Consider the following 26,979-nt stretch of genomic DNA (forward strand, 5'->3'; position numbering starts at 1 on the left):
CCGCTCCCCGCGTGCGGCGGCCACGCAGAGGGCGACGACGAAGACGCCGAGGCAGCCGCCCACGACCAGACCTGCGAGGAACTCAAGCATCGCCGCGGAACCCGCGCTCGATCCGGTCGCGCAGGCCGATCAGACCGAGCCCGAGGAACATCAGCCCCGCAGGCGAGGCATCGCCAGAGCCGGCGAGCAGCGCGACGAGCCGGGACAGTTCCCCGAGCGGCCCGGTGGCTGGCAGCGCGAGGGAGGCGATGCCGGTGAGCATGGCGAGCAGTCCCGCCCACCAGGTCATGGAATTGGGGCGAACGTAGCGCATGGGTCAGGCCCTCCGGATCAGGGTGGAGAAGAAGGCGGCAAGCCGGGCGAGCCAGCCGGTCGGCGCGTGGGGCGCAGGATCGAGGACCGGCGGCGTCGGCGACGGCCCGCGAGCCAAGACCAGAGCCTCGTCCTCGGTCAGGCGACGGATTGGCCGCGAGAAGTCTACCCGGCCCGTGCGGTCCACGGACCAGACAGGGGTCGTGCCGCCGGGATAGCGGGCGTGGCGGAACAGATCGCGCTCGGCTTCCCGGCGCGGAATGATCGATGCCGGCCGCCGCCAGTTGAGAAACGCGTCGGCGGCTGCAACGCGATTGCCGGCGTTGAAGTGCCGGGTCAGTGCGGCCTTAGCGATGCCGCCGGTGTTGTAGTGAAAGCTGACCAGCGCATCGAACTCGTGCGGCGCCAATGGCACCTTCACGGCGCGCAGGACGGCGGCCTCGTAAGCAGCCAGGTCCGCCCGGAAGACCCGGAACGCTTCGCGGATCCCGGCGTCGAGGTCCGCAGGCATGCCGCGCGGCATTGTGGCGGGATCGGGCGGCCCGGCCGCGGCCGTGTGGCCGATGCCGAAGGTCCAGACCTGTTTCACATCGAGATAGGGCCCGGGCACGAGTCCTTCGTGCCGGACGAGGGCCAGCAGGCCCCGGTCGGTCATGTGCATGGGATTACCTCAGAAGCGAGAGGATCAGGATCAGGGCCGCGACGACGAGACCGATGCGCAGGCGATGGGCGAAGGCCTGCCGAGGGTCGGCAGGGTCGCAGCGAAGAGAGCGCGCGAGGCGGAGAAGGTCATTCATCGCCGCCGCCTTCGTTGGCGCGGCGCAGGCGGGCGAGCAGCATCTCGATGAAGGCCGGGCCGAAGACCCCGACGAGATAGGCGGCCGAGCCCGCCGCCCCGCCTGCGGGGATCGCCTCGGGCGGCAGGCTGAGCCAGGCGGTGATCACGGCCATGGAGAGGCTGCCCATCCCGGCCGCGATCAGCCCGCCGAGCAGGATGTGGCGCAGCGCATCGCGCAGCCGCATCTTCGTGGTCAGTGCGTTCGTGGCGCCGCCGAGTGCGCCCCAGGCGGCGAGGATCACGGCGGTCGAGGCCGCAAGTTCGCGCAGCACGGCCGCAACGAAGCTGCCGGTGTCGTTCATCGCCGGATCTCCAGAAGCGGGATGGAGGTGATCGAGCCGAGCCGCTCGAGGTCGAGCGTCACGTCGAGCACGTCGGTGTCGAAACGGACGGGCACGTCGAATTCGAAGCCCGCGGTGATCGCGACGCCAGCGCCCGGCGCGACGCTGAAGGTGACGACGCCAGTGGTGGTGTCGACGGACCAGCCGGAGGGCTGCTCGACCCCGGCGAGCGCGATGCGCACACTGCCCGCCACAGGCTTGGCGATGGCGCGCCACCAGGATTGCGCACCGGAGGCGTAGCGCTTCACCAGCTGGAAGGCGGCCGTCGCGCCGTCGCCGGTGCCGATCGCCTGGTCGGTGGGCGATGCCGTGCCCGACGGCAGACAGGACTTGTGGTCGCCCCAGTCCTTGAAGCGGAAGCCGTGCAGCCGACCGTTGCGCGCCTCGAAGAAGGCGACGACCGCCGCCAGATCGTCCGCGCGGCGGATGCCGTAGGCGACATCGTAGCGGCGGCGCGAGTTGGCCCAGCTTGCGTTGCGCTCCTCGTCGCCCGAGGCGAGCTCGACGATCTGCGTACGTCGTTCCGGCCCGCCGCGCGCGCCGCGACTGATGTTGTCGGGAAACCGGATCTCGTGGAACGCCATCACATGCCTCTCCGCCCGAGCGACACCGCGCGGGCGATGTCGGCCGCGACCTGCGTGCGCGACTGCCGGAAGCTTTCGGCGTCGCGCGCCATGATCGTGACGTTGACCCCGCCACCCGCGCCGTAGCTCTGGGCCTCGCGGCGCGACAGCACCCGCTCGCCGCGCTGCAGGATCGCGGGCACCTCGTCATGGCGGAGGCCGGCCATGCCGCCTGAGTGCATTCGTGGCGCGGCAGCGAAGGCCATGGCCGGGACCATGCGCGAGGGCCCCGCAGACCCCACCATCCCGCCCGCATGCAGGACGTTGGCGAAGATCCCGCCCGCGCCGGAGAAGACGCCGGAGAGCGCATTGGCGATCGGCCCGAGGATGAACCGCCGCGCCGCCAGCTGGGCGAGATCGGCGAGCAGCGAGGTGACAAGGTCGCGGAAGTTCAGCTTGCCGGTCTTCACGAACTGGCCCACGGCGTTCTCGGCCGACTGGAAGGCGCCGACGAGGCTCTGGCCGATATCGCCACCGATCTCGCGCGCCTTGCTGGCGTAGTCGGACAGCGCGGCGGTGACGGCCTGCCAGCCGGTGACAGCTGCTTCGGCCGCGGGCTCTGCCGCAGCGGCGGCAGTACCGGCCGCTGCGCCGGCACCCGTGGCGGCGCGCCCAGCATCGCCAAGCGCCGTCTCCAGCCGGTCGGCCGCGCCGGCGGCCTCGGTCAGCGCATAGGCACTGGCCTCGTCGGTGCCGCGCACCGCGTCGCGGAGCGCCTGCCAACTTTCGAGGGGCGCACGTGCCCCCTCGGCCAGATCGCGCGCGGCCCCGCGATAGAGGTTCGCGGACTCGAGCGCGCGGTTCGCCGCCTCGGTCAGGCCGAGATCGGGCGCGGTGAGCGGATTGTCCTCGAAGGCCCGGTCGAAGGCCGTCTGAGCTGCGGTGGTCGCGGCGGTCGCCGCGCCCTCGAAGCGGTTCTCGATCTCGCCGAGGTCGAGGTCGGCTACCAGCGAGATGCGGCGCTCAGACCCGAGCGCTTCCAGCCCCTGGTTGATGCCGCCGATGAAGCCGTTGATGCGCGCGACCACGCCGTTCAGCATCGCCTCGACCCCGTCGACCAGGCTGTTGGCCGCCTGGAACGCGAGATCGCCGATGGCGGCGGGCAGCAGACCCCAGATCGCCTTGATCGCCTCAAAGGCGCCCTCAAAGGTGTTCGCGGCGGTGTTCCCGAAACTGACGACGCTCGCTATGGCGCTCTGCATGCCCGATGCGGCGTCGGCCTTGAGGTCGAAGAACATCGCCGTGGCGGCCGCACCCGCTGCAGCGGCGCCCATCCTGATCCGCTCCCAGACCTCGACCGCGAGGTCCTTCAGCAGCGACATCGCCTCGCCAGACCCACCCGCGCCAGAGACCAGGCGGGTGAACTGGTAGACGAGCTCGCCCGCGCCGACGATCAGGGCACCGATGCCGGTGCGGATCAGCGCGCCGCGCAGGACGACCAGCGCCGTGGCAAGACCCCGGACGGAGAGCGCCGCGGCAGCCATGCCGGCGACCCAGCGTCCCGCGAGGAAGGCGGCGAAGGTGGCAGCGTAGGTCGTCAGGCGGCCGATGTTGTCGAAGAGACCGCGGATCGCGATGCCGAGCGGCCCCGTGCGGCTGGCGACTGCCGCCATGGCGTCGGCAACGGCTTCAAGCGCGGGCGCTGCGGCAACCGCCAGCTGGTTCGAGAGGCCGCGCCAGATCAGCCCCAGCCGGGAGATCGCATCGTTGGTCCGCTCGATCTGGTCGGCATCCTGCTCCGAGACGACGACCCCGAAGGCAAGCACGTCCTCCGTCGCCTGGCGCAGCGTCGCGGTGTCGATCCGCGACATGGCGATCGAGCCTTCCTCGCCGAAGAGCTGCCCCGCGACGGCCGCGCGCTCGGCGGCAGGCACGAAGCTCTCGATCGCTGCGTTGATGGCGCCGACGCGCTGATCCAGCGGCAGCGCGATCAGCTCGTTGGCCGAGAGCCCCAGCCGGTCCAGCGCATCGGCAGCAGGGCCGGTCCCGGCGGCCGCCTGACTGAGACGGCGCGTCAGGTCCTTCGTCGCCTGCTCGATGCCGGACATGGCGACGCCCGCCAGTTCGCCCGCGCGCTCCAGCGTCTGGATCGAGGCGACGGTGGTGCCCAGCGACTGCGCGAGCTTCGCCTGTGCATCGACCGTCTGTAGCCCGGAGCGGATCATCGCCACACCAGCGGCGGCAGCGGCTGCCACGGCGGCGGCCGCCGCGACCCGCACCCGCCGCGAGAACGCCGCGAGCCGGGCGTTCGCCGCTTCCATCTCCCGGCTCAGCCGTCCGAAGCCCCGCGACCCGGCTTCGCCCACGCCTTCCAGCTCGGCGCGCACCTGCCGTCCGCCCACGGCCGCGAGGCGGACGCTGACGCGTTTCTCGGCCATCGGTCAGACTCCTTGCTTTCGCCGCATGGGCGTCTTACGTTTATGCCATCGATCAAGTGAAGGTATGACCATGGCCGAGACCGCGACCCTGTCCTCGAAGTTCCAGATCTCGATTCCCAAGGCGATCCGGGCCGCCCAGCACTGGGAGGCCGGGCTGACCTTTGCCTTCATCCCGAAAGGCACGGGCGTCCTGCTTGTGCCGGTGCCCAAGCGGGAGGCGCTGAAGGGGCTCGCGCGCGGCGCGTCCGCCACCGATTATCGCGACCGGACGGATCGGTTCTGATGATCCTCGTCGACACGTCGGCGTGGATCGAGTGGCTCATCGGCTCGCCGACCGGCGAGAAGCTGTCCGAACATCTGCCCGAACAGGGCGAATGGCTGGTCCCGACAATGGTCCAGCTCGAGCTGGCGAAATGGCTGACGCGCGAGGTCGGCGAGGACAAGGCGGATCAGGTCATCGCCTTCACGCAGGTCTGCCATGTGGTGCCGCTCGACACCGAGATCGCGCTGGCGGCGGCGGAGTCGTGCCGCGAGCACAAGCTTGCGACCGCCGACGCGATCATCTTCGCAACCGCCCGCGCACAGGGCGCGATGCTCCTGACCTGCGACGCACATTTCGAGGGACTGCCCGGCGTCACGCTGATCGAGAAGATCAGGGCCTGACCCCCGGGCCACCATTCGCGCTCAGCTCCTCGTTCAGCTTCCGGACCATCACCGCTTCGATGACGGGCAGCAGTTCGGCCATGGCGAGCGGCGGCACGCCGAGCGCGTCACCGAGCGCCAGCGCCGCCGACAAGTCCCAGCCGATCACGGCGCCGGGCAGGACACGCAGCTGGCCTCCGAGGCGGCCGACCAGGTCCCAGACCTGCCAACCCTCCAGCGTTTCCGGACGGTTCAGCCGCGCCGGGCAGTCCTGGCAGGTTTGCGCGCAGGCTTGGCAGTATCGCTCGCCCCCGCCGAAGGACCATTCGGCGAGAGCGCGGAGACGTTTTTTTCCTGCTCCAGCAGCAGGCCTTTCGAGACGTAGGTCAGCTGGAGCGCCTCGAAGATCGGCCAGACGTCGAGCAGTGCGTCGATGGCCTCGGGGCTCGGGTCGATCGGCTTGCCGTCCGCATCGCCGATGCCCTCCCAGGCGAGCACCGCCCGCCGCGCGAGCGCCTTGGCGAAGGCGACGGCGCGTTCCTCGTCACTGGCCTCCTCCGGAACTGCCTCGACGGCGGGATCGCTGCGGGTGGCCACCATCAGGGCGGTGGTCAGCGGGCGCAGCTGCACACGGACGCCGGGCGCGAGGTCATGCCAGCGCGGCGCGTTCGTCAGATCGAGCGTGAGCATCCTCAATACACCTCAATGTCGTTGATCAGGGTGGCGGTGCACATCCGGCCGACCACGCTGTCGCGGGCGGCCTGCCAGTCGAAGGTCGCCTGCACGCCCTGCGGCCCGGAAATCTCGATGCGCGGGCGCGGCAGGTAGACGGTGTGCACGGTGAAGGTGAAGCTCTCGCCCGACGGCAGGACGTAGGCGAATTCCATCTCGCAGGCCTCGCCGTTGATGGCCTGCGTCACCAGCGTCTGGTCGGCGAAGCGCACCTCGATCCGCCCCGTGAGCGCCGCGATGGACGGGTCCGCACCGTCAATGCGCCCGTCCGAGCGGATGGTCTCGATCCTGTCGAGGTTGTTGGCATAGGTGATCTCGGCCGAGACCACGTTGCCGAGGGCGGTGCCGTTGCGGGTGATCGCCCCGTTGAAATGGCCGAAGCGCTTCAGCTCCAGCGCGGCGGGCGTTCCGGCGCTGGTGGTGGTGCCCACCGTCTCGCCCTGCGCCACCAGCCGCGCCGTCGCGGTCAGGAGCCCTGAGCGCTGCATCTGCCAGGTGATCTGGTCGAGCACGCAGCCGGAATACATCGCATAGCGCGGTACCTCGGGCATACCGGTCTCGATCGACATGCTGGGCAGCGTCCAGGATCCAGACTGGAACTCGTGGGTGTAGGGAGCTTCCGCGCCCGTGGTCGTGGGTGTCCCGAACGCCGCCTTCAGCCAGAAGCCGAACGCCTCGGCATCGAGCGGCACCACGACGTCGCCGTCGGCGGTCACCGCGTCCTTGATCGGCGCCAGCGGGTCGCGTCCGTAGCCGAGAAGCTCGGAGTTGAGGAGCGGCTGCACCGCGCCGAGCGACGTGCTGGCGAAGGGCATGCGGGTGAAGCCGCTCGCGGGCGGCGTTCCATAGGTCGTCTCGAACGCAAGCGCCATCAGCGCCCGCGCCCCCTGGGCACGTGCCATGGTGTTCTCCTCAAGTTGTGGGGATCAGCCGAGCGGATCGGCCGTGGAATAGTGCAGCAGCACCGGGATCACGGCGGCCTTCAGGCTGGCCGCGCCCTCGACAGGCAGATCGACCGGGCGCGGGGCTTCGGCCTCGACCCAGTCGCAGAGCCCGCCCAGTGTGCGGTCGGCGGCGAGCGCCGTGCCGATGCTGGCGGTCAGCGTGTCGAAGGCAGCGTCACGGTCGGCGCCTTGCACGACGGCTTCGATCTCGGCTCGGTGCTGGTAGTGGTAGGCGAGCGGCGAGAGCGTGACCTCTGGCTCGCCCGGCTCGCCATCGCGCAGGATCAGCAGGCCCTCGGCTGGCATGCGCTCGGGCAGCACCTCGCCGCGCAGGGCGGTGGCGGGCAGCGCCGAGAGCCGCGCATGCAGCGCGGCGAGGATGGTTTCGCGCAGGGTTGGCATTTGAAATCCAGTTAATCGGAGCCTTCTTCAAGACGCCTCTTGAGTTCCATTAATTCTGGCGACGCATCGCCCAACTTTGGTTTGGATTCCTCGAATTCAGTTCGGATCTCTTCTAGGCGTGACTTCACAACCCGATTAACCATGTCGTGAAACTTTGTTTCAGCACGCGAACGTTCTCCAACACCTCCACCAGAGAAACGGGATCGGTTTTCACTGCTGTGGGCCCTGACCGCCGCCGCTGCAAACCACACAAGTCTGGGAGTCCATTTCTCACCTATAGCTGTTTTGATCAGGAGCTTGTTTAGGAGGCGACTGATTTCAGATGCCGTACCGATACCGTTCTTCTTGGCCGCCTCAATCACTGTTCTTATTTGCAATACCTGCTCTGGCTTTCCATACTTCAGGAAATCCAGATGCGGCTTGTCGGCGCTGGCAATCTTCGGTGGATGCTTCTTGTAAATATCCTGCATTTGAATGGGCGGTTCACTGGAGCGCTTTTGCGCTCCACGCTGCATTGATCTCACCTTGGCTTTGCTCAACGTGCGCCCCGCAATTCTTTTACCAAGCCCGAAGCCCGCACCCTCGCGAGTGGGTTCCTAGTATTTCCACAGAATTAGAAGGCCTTGCATAAGACTCTGCAAGACCGAACTCGCCAAACCCACACATGATGTTCGGAACGTTGCTCCTGTCAGCGCCCCTCCACCCAGTTCGCCACGATCAGCCCTGGCACACCATCCAACGCCCGGTCTGCATCCCGCGCAAGGTCCAGCCGCTTCGGCAACTTGACCTGCGGCACCAGCAGGAAGATCGGCGCGGTGACCTTGCCGCGCCCGGTCTTCGAGCGCGACACCACCGCCTGACCCTTGGTGTTCAGCCGTCCCTCCGCTACCAGCAGGCTGGGGCCCATCCGGCGATAGACGAAGCGCAGGCGCAGACCGCGTCGCCGTTCCCATTCACCGGGCGTGATCCTGCCACCGCGGAGGGACTTGCCGGCGGCGGGTAGCGGGATCGCCAGCCAGAACCCGTCTTTGGAGCGGATCAGCGGCCCCGAGTCATGCGCGCCGACGATCACCGGAGCCTTCGACCAGACCAGCGCCGCGGCATCGAGGCTTTCGCCCGATCTCGGGAAGTTCTGGCTCCGGATCGAGTTGGCCAGCCGGGGGCCGAGCCCCGCGCCGGTGATCTGCAACCGCCAGGCCGACTTCAGCCCGGTCCCGGCCTCGCGCATGGCGGCCGTCACGGCGCGTTCGCCCGCCGCGATCTCGGCCGCCATCATCGCGACGATGTCGGGATCGATGTCGAGCTTCAGTTTCACACAGGCCTCAGATCCACGGTCCAGACCAGCCGCTCGCGGTCGCGGACGGGCTCGCCCTGGATGAGGAAGGCATCGCCGTCGATCTCGATCCGGTCGCCGGGACGCGGGGTCGCCACCTCGGTGACGCGCAGGTCGATCCGCGTGGTCTCGGACCAGAGTCGCGCGTCGCCGAAGTCGGAGATGACATCCGCGCGCCGGGCGACGACGCGCACCAGAACCGGCGCGCCGCCATCGGCGATGTAGACCGCGTCCCGGCCGATGTTCGGATCGGCGAAGAGCGCACCGACGGCGGCGGCAAAGGCGCTCATCAGAACGTCGCGTTCAGGCGGACCCGGCCGATTGTATCGCCCGCGCCGCTCGCCACCGCCTCGACGGCCACGCCGATGAGGGTGTTGTCGGTAGCAACCGTCGTGCAGCGCTTGTTGGTGTCGTCCCAGTAGACCTTGGCGCCGACGGTCCAGGCCTGCGAGCCGACCTTGGTGATGTCGAAGACGCCGACGAGTGCGGTCTCGACGGGATCGCCGAGAGCGGCGGCGCCTGCGGCGATGCCGAAGATGGAGCCGACGAGCAGGCCATCGCCGGAGGCGATGGCATAGGGCGCTGTCAGGGTGATGGTGTTGCCGGGCTGGACGTAGTTTTTCATGGGGGTGATCCTCGTGGAAAGACGACGGGCGGCCCGTCAGGACCGCCCGTGTGTCAGGGTTCAGCATGGGGTGCGGATTACGCGCCCGGGTTCTTGTAGAGACCGCGCCAGTCGATGGCCTTGGCGCCGAAGTCGAGACGGCACTTGATCTCGACGCCGTCGACGTCGAAGCCGTTGCGGGTCTCGATGTAGGCGCCCTGCTGGCCCTCGAGATAGGCGTACTCGATGGTGTCGATCTGGTTCGGGCTGGCCGCCAGATACCAGGCGGTCTCGCTGGCGGCGTCGAGGCGCGGCTCGCTGATCGGCGCGAGGGTGCGGATCGATTGCGGCACCACGCTGGACGTCGCGGCGGGCACGAGGTTCTGCGCGACCAGCTGCTCGGCCTTCAACTCCAGCGAGGCGGGCACGATCAGGAAGGCGGGCCGGACGTTCAGCACCGTCTTCTTGTCGAGGCCGGTCTGCTTGGCCATGGCGGCGCGGGCCGCGCCGACACTGCTGACATCGAGCGCCGCGCCGGTGCCCGCGAGGTTCTTGTGCGTGGTGTGGAACAGAGCGTTGCCGTCGGCCATCGCCGGGTTGGCGGTGATGATGCCCCAGACCACGTCCGACTCCAGCTGGGCGATGGAGTTGCCGTACATCGCGGGGATCCGGGTGAAGGCGTCGAGATCGTCGTTGATCAGCGTCTGGCGCGTGATCGCGACCACCCGGCCATAGGTCTTGACCTTGTAGCTCTCCTTGCTCTCCCCCAGCGTGCCGCGCTTGAACTCGCCGCTTTCGCCGACCTCCAGAAGCTGCGGGGCCTCGCCAAGCTGGACCCGGTGCATCGCCTTGAAGTCGGTGGCGAGCACCTGGCGGCAAAACAGCATGAAGGTGCGCGGATAGGCCTCGTAGGCCTGCCGCAGGGTCTTGTTGGTGACCGCCGACAGGATCTCGGGGAAGTCCGAGGTCGAATGCAGCGCGCGCGTCGCCACCTCGTCGCGCGACAGGCCCCGCGTGTTCACCCCGGCATTGCCGAGGCTTTCGCGGGCCAGTTCCAGCAGGGTCATGCCGCGATACTGGCGCGCGGCGTCCTCCAGCTGGAACAGCGTCGGGCTGTAGCGATGCAAGAGCGCGTTGGCCACCGCGTCGCGCCGGGTGATGCGCTCGTCCCGGCCGCCGAGGGGGACCGAGACATGGGGGAAGGTCCGGGTTTCGTCGGACTTCGCCGCGACCTGATCGAGGATCAGGCGGCGGGACTCGTCGACGCTGACGCCGCGTTTCACCAGATCCTCGGCGAAGCCGCGCTCGAGGTTCAGCCGCCCGGCCAGATCGTAGATGGTAGAGACGCGGTCGCGCTCGGCCTCGCGGGCGCGGGTCGCGACGGCGTCGGTGTCGGGCGCGGGCGTTGCCTGCGTCTTCGGCTGGCTGCGCGTCTCGCTGGCGGCGACCTTCGGGTTGGGCGCAGTCGCTTTCGGCTCGGTCATGGGGGTGTCCTCGGTTTCGACCGGCGCGGTCGGCTGGGTGGTGGCGGGGGTTGCGGCGTCGCTCGCCGGGGTCTGGGTCTTGTCCGTCATCGGGAATGCTCCTTGCGGTGTGGGGGCGTCCCGGCGGTGAAGGACGCAGTCGTGAAGGGGATGCTGGGCGCGGAAGCCCGCTGCCGGGTCGGCGCCGACCGCAACGGCGGAGACCTCGAAGGGCGTCCAGTCCACCGCCCGCCAGAGTTCGCGGGCGGCCTCGGGTTTAGAGACCTCGAAGCGGTGGACCTGGTATCCGATGGAGACCGCGCGGATGTGCCCGGCCTGGATGTCGCGCCAGATCGGCTCGACGTCGGCGCGCTCGCTGATCCGCACCAAGGCGATGCCGCGGCCGTTCTCGATCCGGGCCGAGCCCGGCACGACCGAGCCGATCACCGCGTCAAGCGTGTCGAGCTCATGCACCTTCAGGAACGGCGCACCCGCGTTCAGCCGGTCGAGCCGCACATGCGCCGGGTCGAGGCTCAGTTCCTCGTCATAGGGCTCGCCGAAGAATGTGGCGCGACGGACGCGCGCCCCGGCCGACCAGACCACCTCGACGGTGCGGCTGTCGGCGTCGGCCGTATTGGGCGCAAGCTCCGCCGACCGGCGCATGGCCGGCAGTTCGATCATCGTTTCCATGAAGGTCAGTCCTGTTGGTCGGCCTGCGCCGGGTCATTGTCCGCGTCGGCGGCCGGGTCGTCGTTCGCCGGATCGCTGGTCTGCGCGCTGCCGGTCTTGGTCACCCGCCGCGGATCGCTGTCGAGCACCAGCCCGAGCGCGTCGAGCTTGGCGTTGGTCGCGGCGATCTCCTCCAGCACTGCGTCGGGGTTCCGGCCCTGCCGCGCGATAACCTCCGCCAGCGTCATGGTGCCGGAGCGGATCGACAGCAGGTTCGCCATCGCATCCTTCTGCGGATCGACCGCCTCGAACTTCGGCGGCGACCATTCGACCGGCACGGTCGGCGACGGGATCTGTCCCGCCGCCCATGCGGCTTCCGTGAACCACCGCCAGACCGGCGCACAGAACATCGGGACGAACAGCTGCCACTGTACGGCGTCGATCTGGCGGCGGAATTCGACGAGCCCCGCCCGGATCGAGGAATAGTTGACCTGGCTCAGATCGCCGGTCAGCAACTCATAGGGCACCCGGAACCCGGCCGAGATCGTGTGCAGGCTCGCCCGCTTGTATTCGCCGTAGCCGCCTGTGGCCGAAGGCTGGTTGAACCGGATGTCCTTGCCGCCGCGCGCATAGGCAATCAGGCCCGGCTCGAACTGTTCGACCCGGTTGCCGTCGGCATCGATCACGGATGGCGCGATACCCTGCTGCGCCTCGTCGTCGCCGAAGACGATGGCGGTGACGCAGGCCTCAGTCTTCTTCCGGACCAGTTCCGCCACCTCGTAATCGTCGAGATCGCGCAAGGACCGGATCACCGGTGCGCCCCAGGGAACGCCGCGCGCCTGCGTGCGCTGCTTCTCGTAGACATGGGCGATCTCGGTCGCGGGGACCGGGCGGCTCTGCAACCCGTTCTGCAAGGCACCATAGGCATCGCCCGGATGTTCGGCATGGAGCCAGTAGGCCCGGCGCTTGCCGACCGGGTCGAACTCGATCCCCTGGACGAGGCGACCCGCGCCGAGGGCTCCGGACTTCGTAGCGTCGAGGAAGTCGGCCTCCAGCACCTGCAGCTGCAGCGGCACGGCGAGGCCGTCGCTCGCCCGCCGCAGGCGGCGGCGCACCAGCACCTCGCCCGCCTCGACCATCTCGCGGCAGATCAGTGTCTGCAGGCCGTAGAAGTCCAGCTGGCCGTCGGCGTCGCACTCCGCCGTCCATCGCTCGAAGAGTGCGTCCACCTTGCGGTCGAGCTTGTCGTCGCCGCTGGCGGCGCGCGGCATGATGCCCGCGCCGATGATGTTGTTCACCAGCACCGCGACGGCCTTGGCCGCATGCGGGTTGTTCCGGACGAGATCCCGCATTCGGTCGCGCAGGAGCGCCCCGGCCACGCCGATCTCGGTGTCGGCCGAGGATCCCGGCGCCCGCCAGCCCTCTGTGCGCCGCCCGCGTGCCGCGCCGTCATAGCCGCGCGTCAGGGTCTCGAAGGCCTGCCGCGCCATCACACGACGTGCGGCCACGCGCGGCGCCACCGTCGCGATGGCGTGGTCGAACCAGGTCGCCGACATCAGCGATCCCCGCGGCTGAAGCTCGCGAGCCCGGCCACCGGCAACGGTCGCGTGATCCCAGCGATGGCGCGCTCGATGGTCCGGATGCGCGCCAGCAGATCCTCGGCCGAGCCATAGTCCACTGACTTGCCGTCATAGCTGACGCGGGTGGTGCCGCTGGCATAGGCCCGGCGCAGCGCCGAGAGCTCGGTTTCCGTCCAGTCCGTCATGTTCAGAACCATCCTCCGCGCCGTCCGAGCCAGTCGGAGCGGCGCTTGCCCTGCGGGGCCTGTCCCGGCCGATTGATCTGCCCGGCGGGATCGGTGTCGGTGGGGGCGGCCCCGAGCTGATCCTCGAGGTCGCGCCATTTCTCGTCGGGCCAGCGATCCGCGCCCGCGATCCACGCCGCCGCGCGGGCATAGACCCGGCAGTCCAGAGCTTCGTTGCGCTCGCGCAGCTTCTGCCATTCGAGCCGCGCGAAGCCGCGTTTCGTCCGCACGGTCACCAGCTGCTCGGCGGTCAGCTGTTTCAGCCATTCGCCGTCCGCCCAGTCCGGCAGATGGATCGTGCCGGGCGGGCAAAGCGCGCCCGCCGCCTGTTCTTCCCTCGTCGGCCGGTCCTGCCGCAGGAAGCGATAGGTCTCGGCCTTGAAGGTCGAGGTCGCCACGGTCCAGAGCCGCGCGCCGCGCCGCAGCCGCTTGCCGGCGATGGTGGCATCGACATAGGTCGGCCCGGTCACCGGGCTCGTCCGGGTGAACCCCTCGACGCCCTTCACTGGCGCAACCTGCGCGAAACCCACCTGGCGCGACCAGGCATAGACCGCGCTGGTCTCGTAGCCCGTGTCTATCGCGAGCCGTGCCAGCGTCATCCGCTGACTCGAGGCATGCGCCCATGTCCGACCTAGTAGATCCGTCAGCTGCTGCCAGCAGGCCGGATCGCCGGGACCGCCCTCGAGCACGAGATGATCGACGAGCCAGCTTTCCAGGCCTCGGCCCCAGGCCCATACATCGACCTCGATCCGGTCCTTCTGCACGTCGGCCCCAGCGGTCAGGAACAGCCCAGCAGCCGGCACCGTGCCCGGGGCCCATGTCTCGCGCCGGTCCGCCAGCCGCTGCCAGTCCGGCGCTTCCCCGGTCTCGACCCATGTCTCTCCGAGGATCGTGTTGCGGAACGCCTTGATCGCCTCGTCCGACCCCTGCGCTGCGTCCCATGCCCGCACGATCCGCTCCCAGCTCAGCCAGCCGATCGGCGAATAGAGCGCCGAGAGGTGATACCCGACCGTGGTCGGATCGGCGGCCGTGGCGGTCGCGCGCCATTCGCCGCCCTCCAGCATCGCCGTCTTGTGATGTTCCGCGATTGCCGCGTCGCAGCCCTCGCAGTGATATTCCGCCGTCTCCGGGCGGCCCTTCTGCCAGTGCAGCCGCTCGAACTTCAGCCACTGCATCGCGCCGCAATGCGGGCACGGCACAAAGAACCGCCGCTGGTCGCTGGCCTCGAACTCCCGCTCGATCCGGCTCAGCCCCCGGATGGTCGGCGTCGAGACCAGGAAGACCTTGCGCCGGTGGGCGAAGGTCAGCGACCGCGCCTCGGCCAGCGTGACCGGATCGCCTTCCTCGTCAGCGGACGCGGGATAGGCGTCGACCTCGTCGAGGAAGATGTAGCGCGCCGGGGTGGACCGGAGCCCGACCGCCGAGTTCGCCCCGGTCATGATCAGGATGCCGCCCGCGAACTCCTTGGACAGCATCGTGTTGCCCGCATCGCGGGACCGGGCCGGTTTGACTCGCTCCCGCAGCTCCGGGCTTTCGTCGATCAGCGGGTCGATCCGCTGCCGCGAGTTGCGCTTGGCCAGTTCCACCGTGGGCTGGACCGCCAGCATCGGACCCGGCGCCTGGTGGATGGCGAACCCGATCCAGTTGTTACCTGCCTCGGTCGCGCCGACCTGTGCCGCCTTCATGAACACGATCCGCTGCGTGGGATCGCCCGGCGACAGCCGGTCCATGATCTCGCGCATGTAGGGCGTGCGTACCGTGCGATATCGTCCGGGCTCGGCCGAGGCGCGGCCCGACAGCATCCGGTGCCGGTCCGCCCATTCCGAGACGGTCAGGTCCGGATCGGGCCGCAGCGCGCTGCCCCAGGCGCGCAGGATCTCGCCCGCGCCGTCGAAATCCGTCAGGCCGCCAAGATCATCGCCACGCTCATCGGAAGTCGGGCCGGACCTCGGCGAGTTCGTCGAGGTGGACGCGTACATGTTTCTCCAGCACCTTCTGCATCGCGGCTGGCTCCACGGTGATCTGCTGGCCCGTCGCGTCGCTGCACGAGGCCGAGAGCTCGGCCGCCATCAGCGCCGCCGCGCGCGCAGGCCAGTTCACCCACGCGTCCCGTTCCTCCCGCGCCAGGCGGAACACCAGCGCCAGCGCGCGGGCCCGCTCGATCAACTCCCCCTTCAGCTTCTGGAGCCGGATGCGCCGCTCCTGCGCCTTCAGCACCTCGTTCGCGGTCTTGGCCTGCAGGAAGGTCGTCCCGCCGCCGACGGCGGGGACTGCCAGCCCCTGTTCGCGCAGCGTGTCGCCGACAGCGGCCACCGCCGCCTCGGGGACAGGCTTCAGCTTCGGGGCTGGTGCCTTCCTCGTCTTCGACGGGTCCGTCGTCTCGGCCCGTCTGGCGTCGCTGGCGGCCGCGTTGATGCTGCCGTCCGGATAGAGAACCAGGCGCTCGCCGGCCTTCGCCTTCTGGATCGCACCGCGCGACAGCCCGACATGCACGGCGTACTGGCGCTCGCTCATGCCCTGCATCGGCGGCTCCGATTATCATTCAAGATCATGTGCTTATCGAGTTGATAAGCGTCGCGACCGGAGCGAACGTCCGTTCAGAAGGACGATGCAACTCACCAAGGAGCCACCCCGATGACCCGCCGCGCGACCGACAACACGAAAGCCCTCGACGCCTTCATCGCCGCGAAGACGGAGATCGACGCGATGCTCGCCCGCCTGCAGGCGCTCAGCGACGACCATTTCGAGACCAGCCCCGACGAGATCAACTGGGGCCATGTCGGTACCCTCAACCACTACCGCGCCAAGCTGCGCGAGATCACCGACATGGCATTCCACGAAGGCGAACACGCCGAGTGAGACGACCCGCTCCCGGTCCCGCCCGCCGACTGGCGGGCTCGACCTCGTAGAAGGGCCCGCATTCCGCGCGCCCCGATACGGGAGACGACGATGACCAAGCTTTCCGACACCCAAGCCCTGATCCTGAGCGCCGCCGCCCAGCGGCCCGAGCACATCGCCCTGCCGCTGCCCGAGAGCCTGCGCGGTGGGGCCGCCGCCAAGGTGGTCGGCGCGATGCTCGCCAAGGGCTTCCTGCAGGAGGTCGACGCCGACATGCGTAAGGGCGAGCTCGTCTGGCGCGAGACCGGCGACGGCCACGGCGTCACACTGATCGCCACCGACGCAGGCCTCGCCGCCATCGGGATCGAGCCCGAGGACGCGAACCTCGCGCCTGTGGGCGCAACGGACGCGCCGACCACAGAGCCCGCGCCGGACAACCCCGCCGAACTGAAGGCGGCGCCCAAGACGCGGACGACGCGCGAGGGCACCAAGCAGGCCACGCTGATCGCCATGCTGCGCGCGCCGGACGGCGCGACCATCGAGGAGATCATGGCCGCGACGGGCTGGCAGTCGCACACGGTGCGCGGCGCGATGGCCGGGGCGCTGAAGAAGAAACTCGGTCTCGAGGTAACCTCGGAGAAGGTCGAGAACCGGGGGCGCGTGTACAAACTTCCTTCCGCCTGAGGCACCGGACCCCGACATGTTGATGGCCGCCGTCCCACAGGGGCGGCGGCAGTACTTTCCGAGAGATGTCGCTCATTTAGCTGTGGCTATCTGCTCTTGTGCAGATTCTGATGTAAGGGCAACCTACGGCACTAGCTAGAACCGACGCGATGCGCCGCACTTCGTTGATACAGCGGCCTCTCTATGGAATTGGCCGACGCATGGACGTACTGCATTTTTTCAGGGAGCGCACCCGCTTCATCAGGCAGTTCTACGATACGGCCGCTGGTCCTTTTGATGGGATCATGAAGGCCATTGAGGACGGGCTGCCGCCATTTGATAACCCTCCTTACAGCGAAGATGGCGAGCCAGCGTATCTAGTCGAGTGGCTTGAGGCATCGGAAGGCCTTGAGGTACTGGGTCGTACCTGCTTGTCTATGCTTTCACCCTCACTGCTACTATTTTTCAGAACCTGGGAGAAACAAATCGGCGTGAAGTGGGAAAATGGCGAGCGGAAGAAGGCATTCCAGAAAGGCTTTGTTGAAGGCTATATAAGTTGCTATGAGCAAGTGCTTCGAATTTCACGCCGAGATTGCCCAGCAAATCTCGGTTTGGTTGAGCAGATCACGCTAGCGCGGAACAGAGATCAGCATCCAGAAGAGATAACATCAATGCGAGTCAACCACTCCAAGGCAGATAGAGAAAAGCATACTTCTCTGTTTTTCATGAGTGAACAAGACCGGTCGATGTTTAGTGATGCCGATCTCGCAAATCTCTCGTTCTTGAGCCCAGCAGTACACGTGTCGCGGGATCAGCTTTATGCAGCGATCGAGGAAACGGAGAAGCTTGCTGATTGGCTTGATAGCCACTTGATCAAAGCACGTTGGAAACGCTGACAAACCTTGATCGGCGTTATATTGCTTGAGTAGATGCGCTTCAACCATCACTAAAATGCTGCCTCGCTCAGTGCTGTCCTACCGTGTTTCGCTAACTCTGATCGCCTCAAACACCCGCCGCAGGGCAAAGGAACGGGCGATACTCACCACCGTGAACACTGCGCCCATCATCAGGTTCTGCGCCAGCGTCGTGTCCAGCCCGAAGACCGGGAAGATCAAGATCTGCGTGACGACCGCGACGCCGTAGCCGACGATCACGTTGGCTACGGACTCGGCCAGCGACATGAGGCGCGACTGCTTCATGCGGCGGACTTGCGCTTTTGCGCGGGTTCGGGAGCGGTGTCAGTGTCCGGCGTATCTGCCTTGGGTTCGACGCTGTCGCCCAGCCGCTCGGTCCTCACCTGAGCGAAGGTCCGCCCGTCGCCGTCGAGGATCGCGTCGCGGCCGGTCTCGGCCTGCCAGCGCTCCACGGCGACATCGACATAGGCGGGGCTGATCTCCATCGCGAAGACGCGCCGGTCATTGGCTTCGCCCGCCATGATCTGCGAGCCGGAGCCCGAGAACGGCTCGTAGCAAAGCCCGCCGCGCGCCACATGCTGGCGCATCGGGATGCCGAAGGCGTCCAGCGGCTTCGGCGTCGGGTGGTCCGGGCGCTCGTCCTTGGCAAAGCCGGGCAGCGCCCATGTCGATGGCAGGGTTTCCTCGGCCACCTTCGGCGGACGGTTGGGGCGGCGCCAGCCCATGAAGCAGGGCTCGTGCTTCCAGAGGTAGTGTGACCGGGTGAGAACGCCCCGGTCCTTCACCCAGATGATCTGCTGATGGACGAAGGCTCCGGCCTTCTCCCAGCAGGCTTCCAGCATCGCCTGGCGGCGCGAGGCGTGCCAGCAATACCAGGCGGCGTCCTCGGTGATCGCCTCGGCGACGGCCGCAGCGATGAAGCCGTCGTAGAGTTCGGCCCCCTGCGAACTGTCGTCCCAGGTCGTGCCGTAGGACGCCGACCAGTCCTTGTTGCGCGTCGGATGGTTCGAGCCGTCGTAGTCCACCAGATAGGGCGGGTCGGTCGCGAACAGGACCGCGCGCTCGCCGTTCATCAGGCGGCGCACATCGGCAGCGCTGGTGCTGTCACCGCAGAGCAGCCGGTGGTCGCCGAGGATCCACAGATCGCCGGTGCGCGAGGCCGGATTGCGCGGCGGCTCGGGGATGGTCACCGGCGGCACGGAGCCCCCGGCGCCACCTTCTTCACCGTCCCCCTCCGGCACGAAAGCCAGCAGCTTGTCCAACTCGGCGTCGGAGAAGCCAACCAGCGACAGATCGAATTCCTCGGCCAGCAAGTCGTTCAGTTCCGCCGACAGCAGCGCCTCGTCCCAGGTGCCGAGTTCGGTCAGCTTGTTGTCCGCGATCCGGTAGGCCCGCCGCTGCGCCTCGGTCAGATGCCCGAGCACGATGACCGGCGCCTCGGTCAGCCCGAGCTGCGTCGCGGCCAGCACGCGCCCGTGCCCGGAGATCAGCTCGCCGTCCTCGCCGACGAGGCAGGGCACGGTCCAGCCGAACTCGGCCATGCTGGCGGCGATCTTCGCGACCTGGTCCGCGCCATGCGCCTTCGCGTTCTTCGCGTAGGGCTGGAGCTTGGCCAGCGGCCACATCTCGATCCGCTCGGGGGCGAAGCTCAGCGTCATGGTCGGGTGGTTTCCGATGTGATGGTGGATGCTGGCCGGATTCCGGACACTGGATGCCGCGCTGGACTCCATGCTGGGTCCAGCGGCGTCCGGGATGTCTAGCCCAAGGGCGAGCGTTCATTTGAGTTTGCGCGGGGTCAGGTGGATCCGGTTTCCGGATGGCTTCCCAAAAATCCGGCCCTGTCGCTGGCGATGCGCCGCGCTTCGCCCGCCAGCATACGAATGTCGCGCAGAAGGAACCGCGAAGTCGTCTGAGGGGGGGTGGCGGGGGCGGACAGCGGCCCGGAAGGAGAGGATCAGCGCCTTTCCTTTTCCAAAGGCCCTCGCCAACAAAAGGATGGTTTCGTTCGGGGAAGCGCCGCGCGCGCCTCTCCCGAGTATATCCACTTTCTAGCCCGGGAGAGGCGTTTTTGTCTGCGCGAAAACCCTCTACACGAGACTTTCCTACAGGCTGCGCGCCAGCTTGATGATCTCGAGGATCGGCAGTTTTCGGTTGAAGGGCTGCCTGTTGAGGTTGAGCGCGATCAGCGACAGCCCGTAGCGCCAGTGCTGGTGCGCAGCGGCGTGGCAGAGACCGACGTGCCAGCAGATGTTCTTCCAGCGCTCGTCATGCGCCTTCATCCAGACGATCTTGCCGTCGATGGGCTCGAGGCAGTTCGTCCAGGTCAGCGTCTCCTCCATCCGCGCGATGTCCCGCGGCGAAGGCGAGACGCGCATGGGCTTCGGCTCCTGGCCAACCTTGTCCGCGAACCCGTGGACGATCTCGGGCCATGTGCTGAAGTATCCGTTGCGTCGGGGTTCGGGCAGGCGGCGCAGGATCATCCCCGCCTCGGAGAGCCGTGCCTCCACGTCGGCTGGTGTCCAATGGGTCATTTCCTCACCTCTCGTTGTGTTGGGCGCGCGCCGTAGAGACGTTCGCCGAGTTGCCGCACCAGCTCCCGCTCAGGCCAAGTAAGTCTCTGGTCGTCAAGGGAAACTGCGAACACGCGTTGCTCCTTCCAGCCGTCGCGCTTGACCTGTTCGGAGTTGCGGCGCTCGCCGCCATAGCCACGGGGAAACCGCCTCATTGCAGGCCCCCCTTGGTCTCCAGCGCCCAGAGTAGGATCGCGATGGCGTCGGCCTCGTTGTCGTCGGCGGGGCTGAAGCCGCGCGCCCGGGCCGCGGCGATCATCGCCTCCTTGGGAGCGTTGCCCTTGCCCGTGGCGTGCCGCTTGATCGTGCCGACCGGGACGCCCTCGTAGGGAATGCCGCGCAGTTCGGCCCATGCGGTCAGCGTGGCCATCAGGCCGCCATAGACATGGGCCGCGTCGGTGGCCGCGTGGCGGCGGACCTCCTCGAACCAGATGGCGGCGACGGGTCCGGACAGACGGTCGATCTCGGTCAGCCAGTTGGTGAAGCGGAGATACCGCATGCCACCGCCGTCAAACCGGCCAGGGCGGAAGGACACTGTGCCGGAGGTGATCAGCCCGTCGATGCCGTGCAGCGCCCAGCCCGTGGCGGTGCCGAGATCCAGCGCCAGCATTGCGCGGTTGGCCCGGACGGCATGCGGCAGATCGGGGATTGCCTCGCGGCGGTGTGTGGCGAGAGTCAGGTCAGCCATGGGTGGTCTCCTCTTCTGGTTGGCTGCTCGGGTGGAAGACGACGGCGGTCTGGTGCTTGGCGGTACGGGGCCGCCGTCGTCGGATCGGAAGGTTGGCGCGTGGGCAGGCCTCGCGTGCGAAACCCCTGGGGGTGGGCGTGGGAGAACCCGCCTGCGGCGTTCTCCCCACCCCCGTAGGGGGTGGTTTCACCCCCGAAACTGGAAAACCGCAGCAACACACTGACAAGAAATGGGAAATCCAGTTTTGGGAGTGCTTTTGTACCTGGCCCTGCCGAAACTGGGTGCAGCGTAGCCGTTGCGGTCCGAGCGCAATCCTGAAGGGGCAGTTTCGGAAGCGGGCCGAAACTGGCCACATCGGACGTTTGCGGGGGTCCGCGAAACGATGGCGAGGCAGTTTCGGAAAAGCCCGCATCTGGTTCAAACTGGCCCCTGCGCAATTCTGCGGGGAGCGATCTACGGGGGCGATCATGGCCGTTCCCCCTCCGGATAGACCCAGACATGCGGGTTCTCGACCTCGAGGAGCGCCCCGGTCTGCGGCGATTTGTAGTGGGTGGGCAGCACTGCGATGCTGGCGGGGGTGACCTCGCCGGTCGCCGGATCGACAGCCTCGCCGTCCGCGGGCATGACCATCCCCTCGACGCAGAGGTATCCGAAGCGCGACCGCGAAGGCCCAAGGCCGTAGGGCGCGCCGTCGCGGATGAACTTGATGGCGCCCTTGGTGGCCTGTACGGCGATCCGGTCGCGGATCGTGTCCTTGCCGCCCAGACCGCCCTTGTTCTCAAAGGCCTCAGCGAACTGGTTGATGGTGTAGAGACGCCCCTCGGCCGCCTCCTCGAGCAGGATCGAGAGGATCACGTCTCGTTTGCGATCGCGCTCGGCGTCATGCTTCGCGCCGACCTCTGGGCGCACGAGACGCTCGTTCATGGGGTTCAGTTCGGCCCATTTGCCGTTGACCTTGTCCACGAGCTTGGCGGGCAGCGCGGGGCCATTGCGCAGCTCGATCTCGAGGCGGCGCTGGGTCGAATCCTCCTCCGGCCGGTGCAGGATCAGGCCGGTGGTGTAGAAGCCCCTGAGCGCGCTGGCGCCGGAGAGCGCGAGGAACGGATCCTCCTTCACCTGGTGCTTCGAGAGCTTCTTGGTGTGGTGGACCAGGATGACGCCGCAGTCGGGATTGACGTGGTCGCGCAGCACCTCGACCCGGTCCTTCAGGAAGAACATCATCGCGGCGTTGTCGTTTTCGCCGCCACCATCTGGCCCGCCGTCGAAGAGGTTCCGGATCGGGTCGATGCAGAGGATGTCGAGCGGTTCGCCGGGGAATGCGGCCTTGATCGCCTCGGCCACGCGGGCGCTGCCCTCGGCATCGAGCAGCATGCGCAGCTTCGGCGTGACGATCAGGTTGTCGCGCGCGGCGGCGATCAGCTCGGGCGGCAGGCCGATCTGCTGCATGCGCTCGCGCAGGTAGTGGTACTGGATCTCGGCCTGCAGGTAGAAAATCCGCAAAGGCCGTGGCGGGGTGAACCCAAGGAATGGCACGCCCGCCGCCATGTGCACGAGCAACGCGATCAGCAGGTCGCTCTTGCCCACCTTGGGCGCGCCGCCCAGCACCAGAAGCCCGCCCGGCGTCAGCACGCGCGGGCCGATGATGTCATCTGGCATCGGGCTGGTGTCGTCGAGCAGCGCGCCCAGCGTGAAGGTGGGCAGGTCAGTTTGCGCGGACGCGGCACTGTCGAGGCGGATCAGCGGCGGCCCGTGCCGCTTGATGTGCAGCTCCCACAGGCGGTTCGTCTCGCGCTTCAGCCGATCGAGCGGCCAGGAGGGGCGCAGCATCGCGGCGTTGTAGCCGCAGATCGCCGTCCAGCCCTCGTCCATCGACATCCGGCCTTCGTGGACCAGCCGCAGGAAATAGCCGATGGCGGCCGAGGCGCCCTCGAAGCGGGACCAGTCGTCCGCGCCGCCCTCGTGCACCGGGGTCATGAGCACATCGTCGATGGCGGGTTTCTCGCGCGGCTCGGCCGTGGTCATGCCGACGCCGGGCATGGGCGGCATGTCGGCGACACGCTCGGCCATCTCGGCGAGATCGACCTCGAGCTCGGTCGCCTCGCGGATCTGCACGAGCCGGGTGAGCCCGCCCTTGTGATAGACCGTGCCAGGCACGCGGATCGGCTGGTGGGCCGAGCGGAAATGCGTGTCGCCGCCGACCTTCAGCGCGATCTCGCCGCGGAGCTGGCAGAGCCGTCCGAGATCGGCGCTCTCCGCGGGCTCGGTCAGCTTCCACCAGACATGCAGCTTGGTCGCGCCCTCGGGCGTGCGCCCGCCGCTCTCGACGATCAGGGTCGGTCGCCCGAGGTGGTGGACGAGGTGATCGAGCTTGGCCGGGATGTCGCCCGAGTCGAGATCGACCACGAGGCTCTGCATCTGCAGGACGTCCGCGGCGCGGGCCTGACCCGTTTCCGCGACCGTGCCGGGGATGACATAAACTGCCGCGCCCTCGCGCGCGGCCCAGCCCGCGAAGGTGGCGAGCTTCTCGGGCGCGGTGGCGTCCGCGTCGATCCAGATGTTGTGCGGCCGGCCGTCCTTGCCCTGACCCTTGTCGACGAAGCCCCGGACCGGGATCAGGCCCTCGCAATAGCCGAAGACCACGTCGACGAAGCGAGCGATCTGGCCTGCATCCGGTTCGACGTCGAAGGGATCGTCCAAGGGCGCCGCGTCGTTGAAATCGCGCCAGGGGTTGAAGTGGATGATGTTGTCGTCGCTCATGCCGACAGACCCCAGCAGCGCTCGGCCCACGGGCAGAACCGGCATTCGAAGAAGTCGCGATTGGCCGCGATGCGCGGGAGCAGCTCGCCGGCATCGGTCGCCCGCAGGATCCGCACGCCGCGGTCCGACATGCGCTGCGCGAGGTCGGCATCGAAGGGCACGAGCTCGTGGTGTAGCTCGGCCGTGTCTTTGTTAATCGCGGTGAAGAGTGCGGGGTTCGCGCTGATGCCCGGCACCGTCGCTTCCATGTAGGCTTGGTAGAGCGCGATCTGGGCGGCATAGACCGGCTTCGCGACGGTCACGCCCTTGGCCACGGTCTCGCGCCAGTTCTTCGCGTTCATCGTCTTGCACTCCCAGAGCGCGGGGGTGCGCAGTCCAAGCGCCGCTGGGGCCTCGGCGACGATCCCGTCGACATGGCCGCGGATGCGTCCGCCCGCGGCGGAGAAGCCGAATTGGCCACCGTCGCGCTTCTGGGTCACCAGATCGATCCCGGTCGCCCGCAGCCAGCGGATGGCAAGATCCTCGAGCTGATGACCGATCGCGAAGATCCGGAGCGAGCGGCCGGAGAAGTCCTGGCCCTCGTCCTTCGGCGCACCCGCGAACTCGAACTGCAGCGCGCGCTCGCAGGCATGGCCGAGCCGGGACGCCCCGAGATAGTCGCGCGGCGGCGTGGCAGCACGTTCAGCCTCGAGCGCGGCGTCCACGGCCGCATTGATCCGGTCGGCGATGCCGGGGCGTTTGTTGTAGTCTAGCATCAGAACGGGATCTCCGACTGGCTGGCGATCTCGGCCATCTCGGCGCGGAAGGCTTCGATGGCGGTGACGATCAGCCGATGCATGTCGCTCTGCGTCAGCTGTCCCAGCGGCCGGTCCCAGCCGATCCGCTCCATCTCGGGGGCGAGCGCGTGCATGACGGCGGGCAGCGCCTGAGTTTCCTCTTCGGTGAAATCGACCATGCTCAATCCTTTCTTCGCTTTGCGGGTGAAGGCCGACTGGCAGCCCATGGAGCAGAACCAGCGGTGGGTTCGGTGAGGCCGCGGCCGATGGGGATCGAACCAGCCGAAGCCGCGGGTGCGCGCGGTGCAGACGGCGCAGAGCGCCGGGCGCGGATGCCAGAGGCGATCACGGCACGGTCGATCCGCAGCCGCTGCGGGCGGGGATGGGATTTCCGCGACATGGTTCACGCCGCCCTCCGCTCGGGCGCGGCCGACATGACAAGCCGGCGAATGTCACGCCGGTTGAACTGGAAGGTGATCAGCGCCGAGGCGCGGTAGCGGGTGAGCCCGTAATCCTGCTGCTGTTCGGGCGAGAGGTATTGCAGCTGCTTCTCGGTCGGCGTCTGCGTCAGCCAGCGCTTCGACTTGAAGGCGCTCTCGTCGCTCTCGTGGGTGTTCAGCCAATCGTCGGCCTGCGCGAGGCAGACCGTCCGATCCCCCACGCCGAGAAGGCAGGTCGGCTGCCCTTTGGCGCCGCCCACGGCATGCCAGCGGCCTTCGAGGAGGAACACGCCGCCCCAGGCGCTGAAGCCGCTGGCCATCAGCGCGGCATCGTCGCCGAACAGATCCTCCCATACGAAACTCGACCGCTTCAGAAGGTCGATCTCGGACATGACGACGTTCTCGAGCGGCGTCGTCACGGATCCGCCTTGGAATTCGTGGCCGCAGATCGGGCACTGCCGGGACGCGAGCGGGATCTCCGCCTCGCAGTCCGGACAGGTCTTCGTCGGGGCTTCGCCCGGTGTAGAATCGCGACCGTCTAGATCGACGTCCTGCTCCAGCGTTCCGTGCGTCAGGCTTGAGGTCCCGAAATCCAGAACGATGCAGTCGGTCTTCACCACGCCGGGATGTTCGGCCGGATCGACGGTGCGCAGGCCGCGCCCGACCATCTGGATCATCGTGGACTTGTAGGAGCTGGGGCGCAGCAGGACGACGCATGAGGTCGGCGGGTGGTCCCAACCTTCGGTCAGAACCGCGACATTGACGATGACCTGTACTTCCCCGGACGCATAGGCTTCGAGCACCATCTTCCGCTCAGTGGAGCCCATGTCGCCAAGGACGACGGCGGCCGGGTTTCCAGCCTCGTTGAAGGCGGTCGCCACGTTCATGGCGTGCGCGACCGTCGAGCAGAACACGACGGTCTGACGGTTCCCGGCCTTCTCCTCCCAGTGCCGGACCACGTCCTCGGTAATGGGCGCGCGGTTCATGATCGCCGCAACAGCGCCCATGTCATAATCGTCCGCGGTCTTGCGGACGGCGCGCAGCTGGTCCTGCACGCCGACATCAATCACGAAGGTCCGCGGCGGCACGAGGTGTCCGGACGCGATCAGCTCGCCCAGCCGGACCTGGTCGGCGACGTTGTCAAAGACCTCGCGCAGGCCCTTCCTGTCGCCCCGGTTCGGCGTCGCCGTGACGCCGAAGACTCGTGCCTCCGGATTGGCATCCCGCACCCGGTCGATGATGCGGCGATAACTCTCGGCCACCGCGTGATGCGCCTCGTCGATCACCAGCAGGTCGAGCTTCGGCATCGCGGCGAGATTGGACGCCCGCGACAGCGTCGGCGCCATTGCGAAGGTGACCTGTCCGTTCCAGGACTTGGTCGTGGCATCGACGACGGATGTCTCCGTGTCGGGATTGACCCGGGCGAACTTCGCCCGGTTCTGGCTGGTCAGCTCGTCGCGATGGGCGAGCACGCAAGCCTTGGCGCCGTCACCGGTCATCCTGCCGGTGACGGCCGAAAGCATGATCGTCTTGCCCGCGCCGGTGGGCGCCACGCCCAGCGTGTTGTCGCGGGTCGAGAGCGCAGCGAGGCTGCGCTCCACGAAGAGTTTCTGGCGGGGACGGAGGAGCATAGCGCGCCCTTACTGCGCCCAGGCGGGGCGACCCGGCATCGGTGACGCTGCGGGCTGCTGGACCGGCGCCGGCTGCGGTACGGGCTGAGCGGGCGGCTGGTAGCCGTGCTGCGCCGCCAGCCCCATCACCTGCGCATAGTCGCGGTGGTCGGGCGTGACCGCAGCGCGGATCTCGTTCTTCTCCTCGCCCATGGCGTCGCTGCCGACGTCGATCCGGGCGACGAACTCGATCCCGTCGAGATCGGCAAAACCGCCGATCCTCCGCGCCGCCTGCGCCTGCGGGGACTGGTCCTTGTCCGAAATCCCGCGCGCCGAGTTCAACATGCCGCGCACGAGGCTGCGGCCCATGTTGGCCCAGTCCGGGCCCTTGGGGCTGTAGAGCCCGATCAGCGTGAAGATCTTGCGCCGGGCGTACTGGCCCTCGGTGACCGTGAACTCGCCATTGAGGTAGACAGCCCCGGTCGAGCCGCGGGTGGCATAGCCCCCGGTCCAGCCCTGCGACGGGTCGTCGAAACCGCCGGGGCGGATCGTCAGCCGCACCTTGGCGAGCGTGCCCTTGGGGATGAGGTTCGTGTTGGACTGCGCATCGTTGAAGTCGTTCCAGAGACCGGACATGG

The 26,979-nt window shown here is 68.0% G+C and carries 32 protein-coding genes; 5 read left to right on the forward strand and 27 right to left on the reverse strand.

Annotated elements, in window-relative coordinates:
• Positions 1 to 82: 82 nt before the first annotated feature.
• The 5 genes from MAA8898_RS05790 to MAA8898_RS05810 all read right to left on the reverse strand — a co-directional run bounded on the left by MAA8898_RS05790 (position 83) and on the right by MAA8898_RS05810 (position 4,492).
• On the reverse strand, positions 83 to 313 hold the full coding sequence (locus tag MAA8898_RS05790) for a hypothetical protein (protein WP_021098626.1): 231 nt from the start codon (positions 311 to 313) through the stop codon (positions 83 to 85).
• Positions 314 to 316: 3 nt separating this feature from the next.
• Positions 317 to 973 carry a lysozyme gene (locus tag MAA8898_RS05795; protein WP_094020058.1) on the reverse strand — a complete coding sequence of 219 codons (657 nt, stop codon included), beginning with the start codon at positions 971 to 973 and terminating at the stop codon, positions 317 to 319.
• 128 nt (positions 974 to 1,101) lie between these two features.
• A complete protein-coding gene (locus tag MAA8898_RS05800) occupies positions 1,102 to 1,452 on the reverse strand; it encodes a hypothetical protein (RefSeq protein ID WP_028031152.1) in 351 nt (116 codons plus the stop codon).
• A complete protein-coding gene (locus MAA8898_RS05805; RefSeq protein WP_094020059.1) occupies positions 1,449 to 2,075 on the reverse strand; it encodes a DUF2460 domain-containing protein in 627 nt (208 codons plus the stop codon). Before MAA8898_RS05805 ends, MAA8898_RS05800 begins: the two co-directional genes overlap by 4 nt.
• Positions 2,075 to 4,492, reverse strand: coding sequence for a phage tail tape measure C-terminal domain-containing protein (locus tag MAA8898_RS05810; protein ID WP_094020060.1), 2,418 nt, complete (start codon positions 4,490 to 4,492; stop codon positions 2,075 to 2,077). The genes MAA8898_RS05805 and MAA8898_RS05810 overlap by 1 nt, the downstream gene beginning before the upstream one ends.
• 70 nt (positions 4,493 to 4,562) lie before the next feature.
• Between MAA8898_RS05810 and MAA8898_RS05815 the strand changes: the two genes are divergently transcribed.
• Entirely contained in the window at positions 4,563 to 4,775 is a 213-nt protein-coding gene (locus MAA8898_RS05815; RefSeq protein WP_036179405.1) for an AbrB/MazE/SpoVT family DNA-binding domain-containing protein, read from the forward strand.
• Positions 4,775 to 5,155 carry a type II toxin-antitoxin system VapC family toxin gene (locus MAA8898_RS05820; protein WP_094020061.1) on the forward strand — a complete coding sequence of 127 codons (381 nt, stop codon included), beginning with the start codon at positions 4,775 to 4,777 and terminating at the stop codon, positions 5,153 to 5,155. The genes MAA8898_RS05815 and MAA8898_RS05820 overlap by 1 nt, the downstream gene beginning before the upstream one ends.
• On the opposite strand, the gene MAA8898_RS27395 is transcribed toward MAA8898_RS05820, so the two are convergent.
• The 13 genes from MAA8898_RS27395 to MAA8898_RS05880 form a co-directional block, all read right to left on the reverse strand.
• A complete protein-coding gene (locus tag MAA8898_RS27395; protein ID WP_094020062.1) occupies positions 5,145 to 5,390 on the reverse strand; it encodes a DUF7697 family protein in 246 nt (81 codons plus the stop codon). The genes MAA8898_RS05820 and MAA8898_RS27395 overlap by 11 nt on opposite strands.
• Positions 5,387 to 5,824, reverse strand: coding sequence for a phage-derived protein YdaY family protein (locus tag MAA8898_RS05830; protein ID WP_094020063.1), 438 nt, complete (start codon positions 5,822 to 5,824; stop codon positions 5,387 to 5,389). The genes MAA8898_RS27395 and MAA8898_RS05830 overlap by 4 nt, the downstream gene beginning before the upstream one ends.
• Before the next feature lie 2 nt (positions 5,825 to 5,826).
• Positions 5,827 to 6,768 carry a phage tail tube protein gene (locus tag MAA8898_RS05835; protein ID WP_094020064.1) on the reverse strand — a complete coding sequence of 314 codons (942 nt, stop codon included), beginning with the start codon at positions 6,766 to 6,768 and terminating at the stop codon, positions 5,827 to 5,829.
• A gap of 24 nt (positions 6,769 to 6,792) precedes the next feature.
• A complete protein-coding gene (locus tag MAA8898_RS05840; RefSeq protein ID WP_094020065.1) occupies positions 6,793 to 7,212 on the reverse strand; it encodes an acyl-CoA transferase in 420 nt (139 codons plus the stop codon).
• A gap of 11 nt (positions 7,213 to 7,223) precedes the next feature.
• Positions 7,224 to 7,751: a hypothetical protein gene (locus MAA8898_RS25735; protein ID WP_141194804.1), complete on the reverse strand. Its 528-nt coding sequence runs from the start codon at positions 7,749 to 7,751 to the stop codon at positions 7,224 to 7,226.
• A gap of 149 nt (positions 7,752 to 7,900) precedes the next feature.
• The gene (locus MAA8898_RS05845; RefSeq protein WP_094020066.1) at positions 7,901 to 8,527 is read right to left on the reverse strand and encodes a DUF6441 family protein; all 627 of its coding nucleotides are present in this window, start codon (positions 8,525 to 8,527) and stop codon (positions 7,901 to 7,903) included.
• A complete protein-coding gene (locus MAA8898_RS05850) occupies positions 8,524 to 8,835 on the reverse strand; it encodes a head-tail joining protein (protein WP_094020067.1) in 312 nt (103 codons plus the stop codon). The genes MAA8898_RS05845 and MAA8898_RS05850 overlap by 4 nt, the downstream gene beginning before the upstream one ends.
• Positions 8,835 to 9,170 (reverse strand): DUF2190 family protein, encoded by a 336-nt coding sequence (locus MAA8898_RS05855; RefSeq protein ID WP_094020068.1) that lies wholly within the window; start codon positions 9,168 to 9,170, stop codon positions 8,835 to 8,837. Before MAA8898_RS05855 ends, MAA8898_RS05850 begins: the two co-directional genes overlap by 1 nt.
• Before the next feature lie 77 nt (positions 9,171 to 9,247).
• Positions 9,248 to 11,302, reverse strand: a complete 2,055-nt coding sequence (locus MAA8898_RS05860) for a prohead protease/major capsid protein fusion protein (protein WP_094020069.1) — start codon at positions 11,300 to 11,302, stop codon at positions 9,248 to 9,250.
• Between the two features lie 5 nt (positions 11,303 to 11,307).
• A complete protein-coding gene (locus tag MAA8898_RS05865; RefSeq protein ID WP_094020070.1) occupies positions 11,308 to 12,837 on the reverse strand; it encodes a phage portal protein in 1,530 nt (509 codons plus the stop codon).
• Positions 12,837 to 13,046: a phage head-tail joining protein gene (locus tag MAA8898_RS05870; protein WP_094020071.1), complete on the reverse strand. Its 210-nt coding sequence runs from the start codon at positions 13,044 to 13,046 to the stop codon at positions 12,837 to 12,839. The genes MAA8898_RS05865 and MAA8898_RS05870 overlap by 1 nt, the downstream gene beginning before the upstream one ends.
• Positions 13,047 to 13,048: 2 nt before the next feature.
• On the reverse strand, positions 13,049 to 15,064 hold the full coding sequence (locus MAA8898_RS05875; RefSeq protein ID WP_094020072.1) for a phage terminase large subunit family protein: 2,016 nt from the start codon (positions 15,062 to 15,064) through the stop codon (positions 13,049 to 13,051).
• A complete protein-coding gene (locus MAA8898_RS05880; protein ID WP_094020073.1) occupies positions 15,012 to 15,608 on the reverse strand; it encodes a hypothetical protein in 597 nt (198 codons plus the stop codon). Before MAA8898_RS05880 ends, MAA8898_RS05875 begins: the two co-directional genes overlap by 53 nt.
• A 111-nt stretch (positions 15,609 to 15,719) precedes the next feature.
• Here MAA8898_RS05880 and MAA8898_RS05885 point away from each other — a divergent pair, with 111 nt between their 5' ends.
• The 3 genes from MAA8898_RS05885 (at position 15,720) to MAA8898_RS25740 (ending at position 17,482) form a co-directional block, all read left to right on the forward strand.
• On the forward strand, positions 15,720 to 15,944 hold the full coding sequence (locus MAA8898_RS05885) for a hypothetical protein (RefSeq protein ID WP_094020074.1): 225 nt from the start codon (positions 15,720 to 15,722) through the stop codon (positions 15,942 to 15,944).
• A 90-nt stretch (positions 15,945 to 16,034) separates the two neighbouring features.
• Positions 16,035 to 16,607, forward strand: a complete 573-nt coding sequence (locus tag MAA8898_RS05890) for a DUF3489 domain-containing protein (RefSeq protein ID WP_094020075.1) — start codon at positions 16,035 to 16,037, stop codon at positions 16,605 to 16,607.
• Between the two features lie 200 nt (positions 16,608 to 16,807).
• Entirely contained in the window at positions 16,808 to 17,482 is a 675-nt protein-coding gene (locus MAA8898_RS25740) for a hypothetical protein (RefSeq protein WP_141194805.1), read from the forward strand.
• Positions 17,483 to 17,560: 78 nt separating this feature from the next.
• Here the strand turns inward: MAA8898_RS25740 and MAA8898_RS05895 are convergent, their stop codons facing one another.
• From MAA8898_RS05895 to MAA8898_RS05940, 9 genes are all read right to left on the reverse strand, one after another.
• Positions 17,561 to 17,785: a DUF7220 family protein gene (locus MAA8898_RS05895; RefSeq protein WP_094020076.1), complete on the reverse strand. Its 225-nt coding sequence runs from the start codon at positions 17,783 to 17,785 to the stop codon at positions 17,561 to 17,563.
• Positions 17,782 to 19,158: a site-specific DNA-methyltransferase gene (locus tag MAA8898_RS05900; RefSeq protein ID WP_094020435.1), complete on the reverse strand. Its 1,377-nt coding sequence runs from the start codon at positions 19,156 to 19,158 to the stop codon at positions 17,782 to 17,784. Before MAA8898_RS05900 ends, MAA8898_RS05895 begins: the two co-directional genes overlap by 4 nt.
• A gap of 444 nt (positions 19,159 to 19,602) precedes the next feature.
• Complete coding sequence (locus MAA8898_RS05905; protein ID WP_036719356.1) at positions 19,603 to 20,031, reverse strand: DUF6362 family protein; 429 nt, start codon at positions 20,029 to 20,031, stop codon at positions 19,603 to 19,605.
• Between the two features lie 190 nt (positions 20,032 to 20,221).
• Positions 20,222 to 20,758, reverse strand: coding sequence for a crossover junction endodeoxyribonuclease RuvC (locus tag MAA8898_RS05915; RefSeq protein ID WP_094020078.1), 537 nt, complete (start codon positions 20,756 to 20,758; stop codon positions 20,222 to 20,224).
• A gap of 465 nt (positions 20,759 to 21,223) precedes the next feature.
• Positions 21,224 to 23,515, reverse strand: a complete 2,292-nt coding sequence (locus MAA8898_RS05920; protein WP_094020436.1) for an AAA family ATPase — start codon at positions 23,513 to 23,515, stop codon at positions 21,224 to 21,226.
• A complete protein-coding gene (locus MAA8898_RS05925) occupies positions 23,512 to 24,270 on the reverse strand; it encodes a PD-(D/E)XK nuclease family protein (protein ID WP_094020079.1) in 759 nt (252 codons plus the stop codon). Before MAA8898_RS05925 ends, MAA8898_RS05920 begins: the two co-directional genes overlap by 4 nt.
• Complete coding sequence (locus MAA8898_RS05930; protein ID WP_094020080.1) at positions 24,270 to 24,470, reverse strand: DUF6511 domain-containing protein; 201 nt, start codon at positions 24,468 to 24,470, stop codon at positions 24,270 to 24,272. Before MAA8898_RS05930 ends, MAA8898_RS05925 begins: the two co-directional genes overlap by 1 nt.
• Positions 24,471 to 24,694: 224 nt before the next feature.
• Complete coding sequence (locus MAA8898_RS05935; RefSeq protein ID WP_094020081.1) at positions 24,695 to 26,362, reverse strand: DEAD/DEAH box helicase; 1,668 nt, start codon at positions 26,360 to 26,362, stop codon at positions 24,695 to 24,697.
• A gap of 9 nt (positions 26,363 to 26,371) precedes the next feature.
• Positions 26,372 to 26,977 (reverse strand): hypothetical protein, encoded by a 606-nt coding sequence (locus tag MAA8898_RS05940; RefSeq protein WP_094020082.1) that lies wholly within the window; start codon positions 26,975 to 26,977, stop codon positions 26,372 to 26,374.
• Positions 26,978 to 26,979: the final 2 nt, after the last annotated feature.

Origin of the sequence: Antarctobacter aquimaris, from assembly GCF_900184945.1 — a bacterium.
In the GTDB taxonomy this organism is placed as follows: domain Bacteria; phylum Pseudomonadota; class Alphaproteobacteria; order Rhodobacterales; family Rhodobacteraceae; genus Maliponia; species Maliponia aquimaris.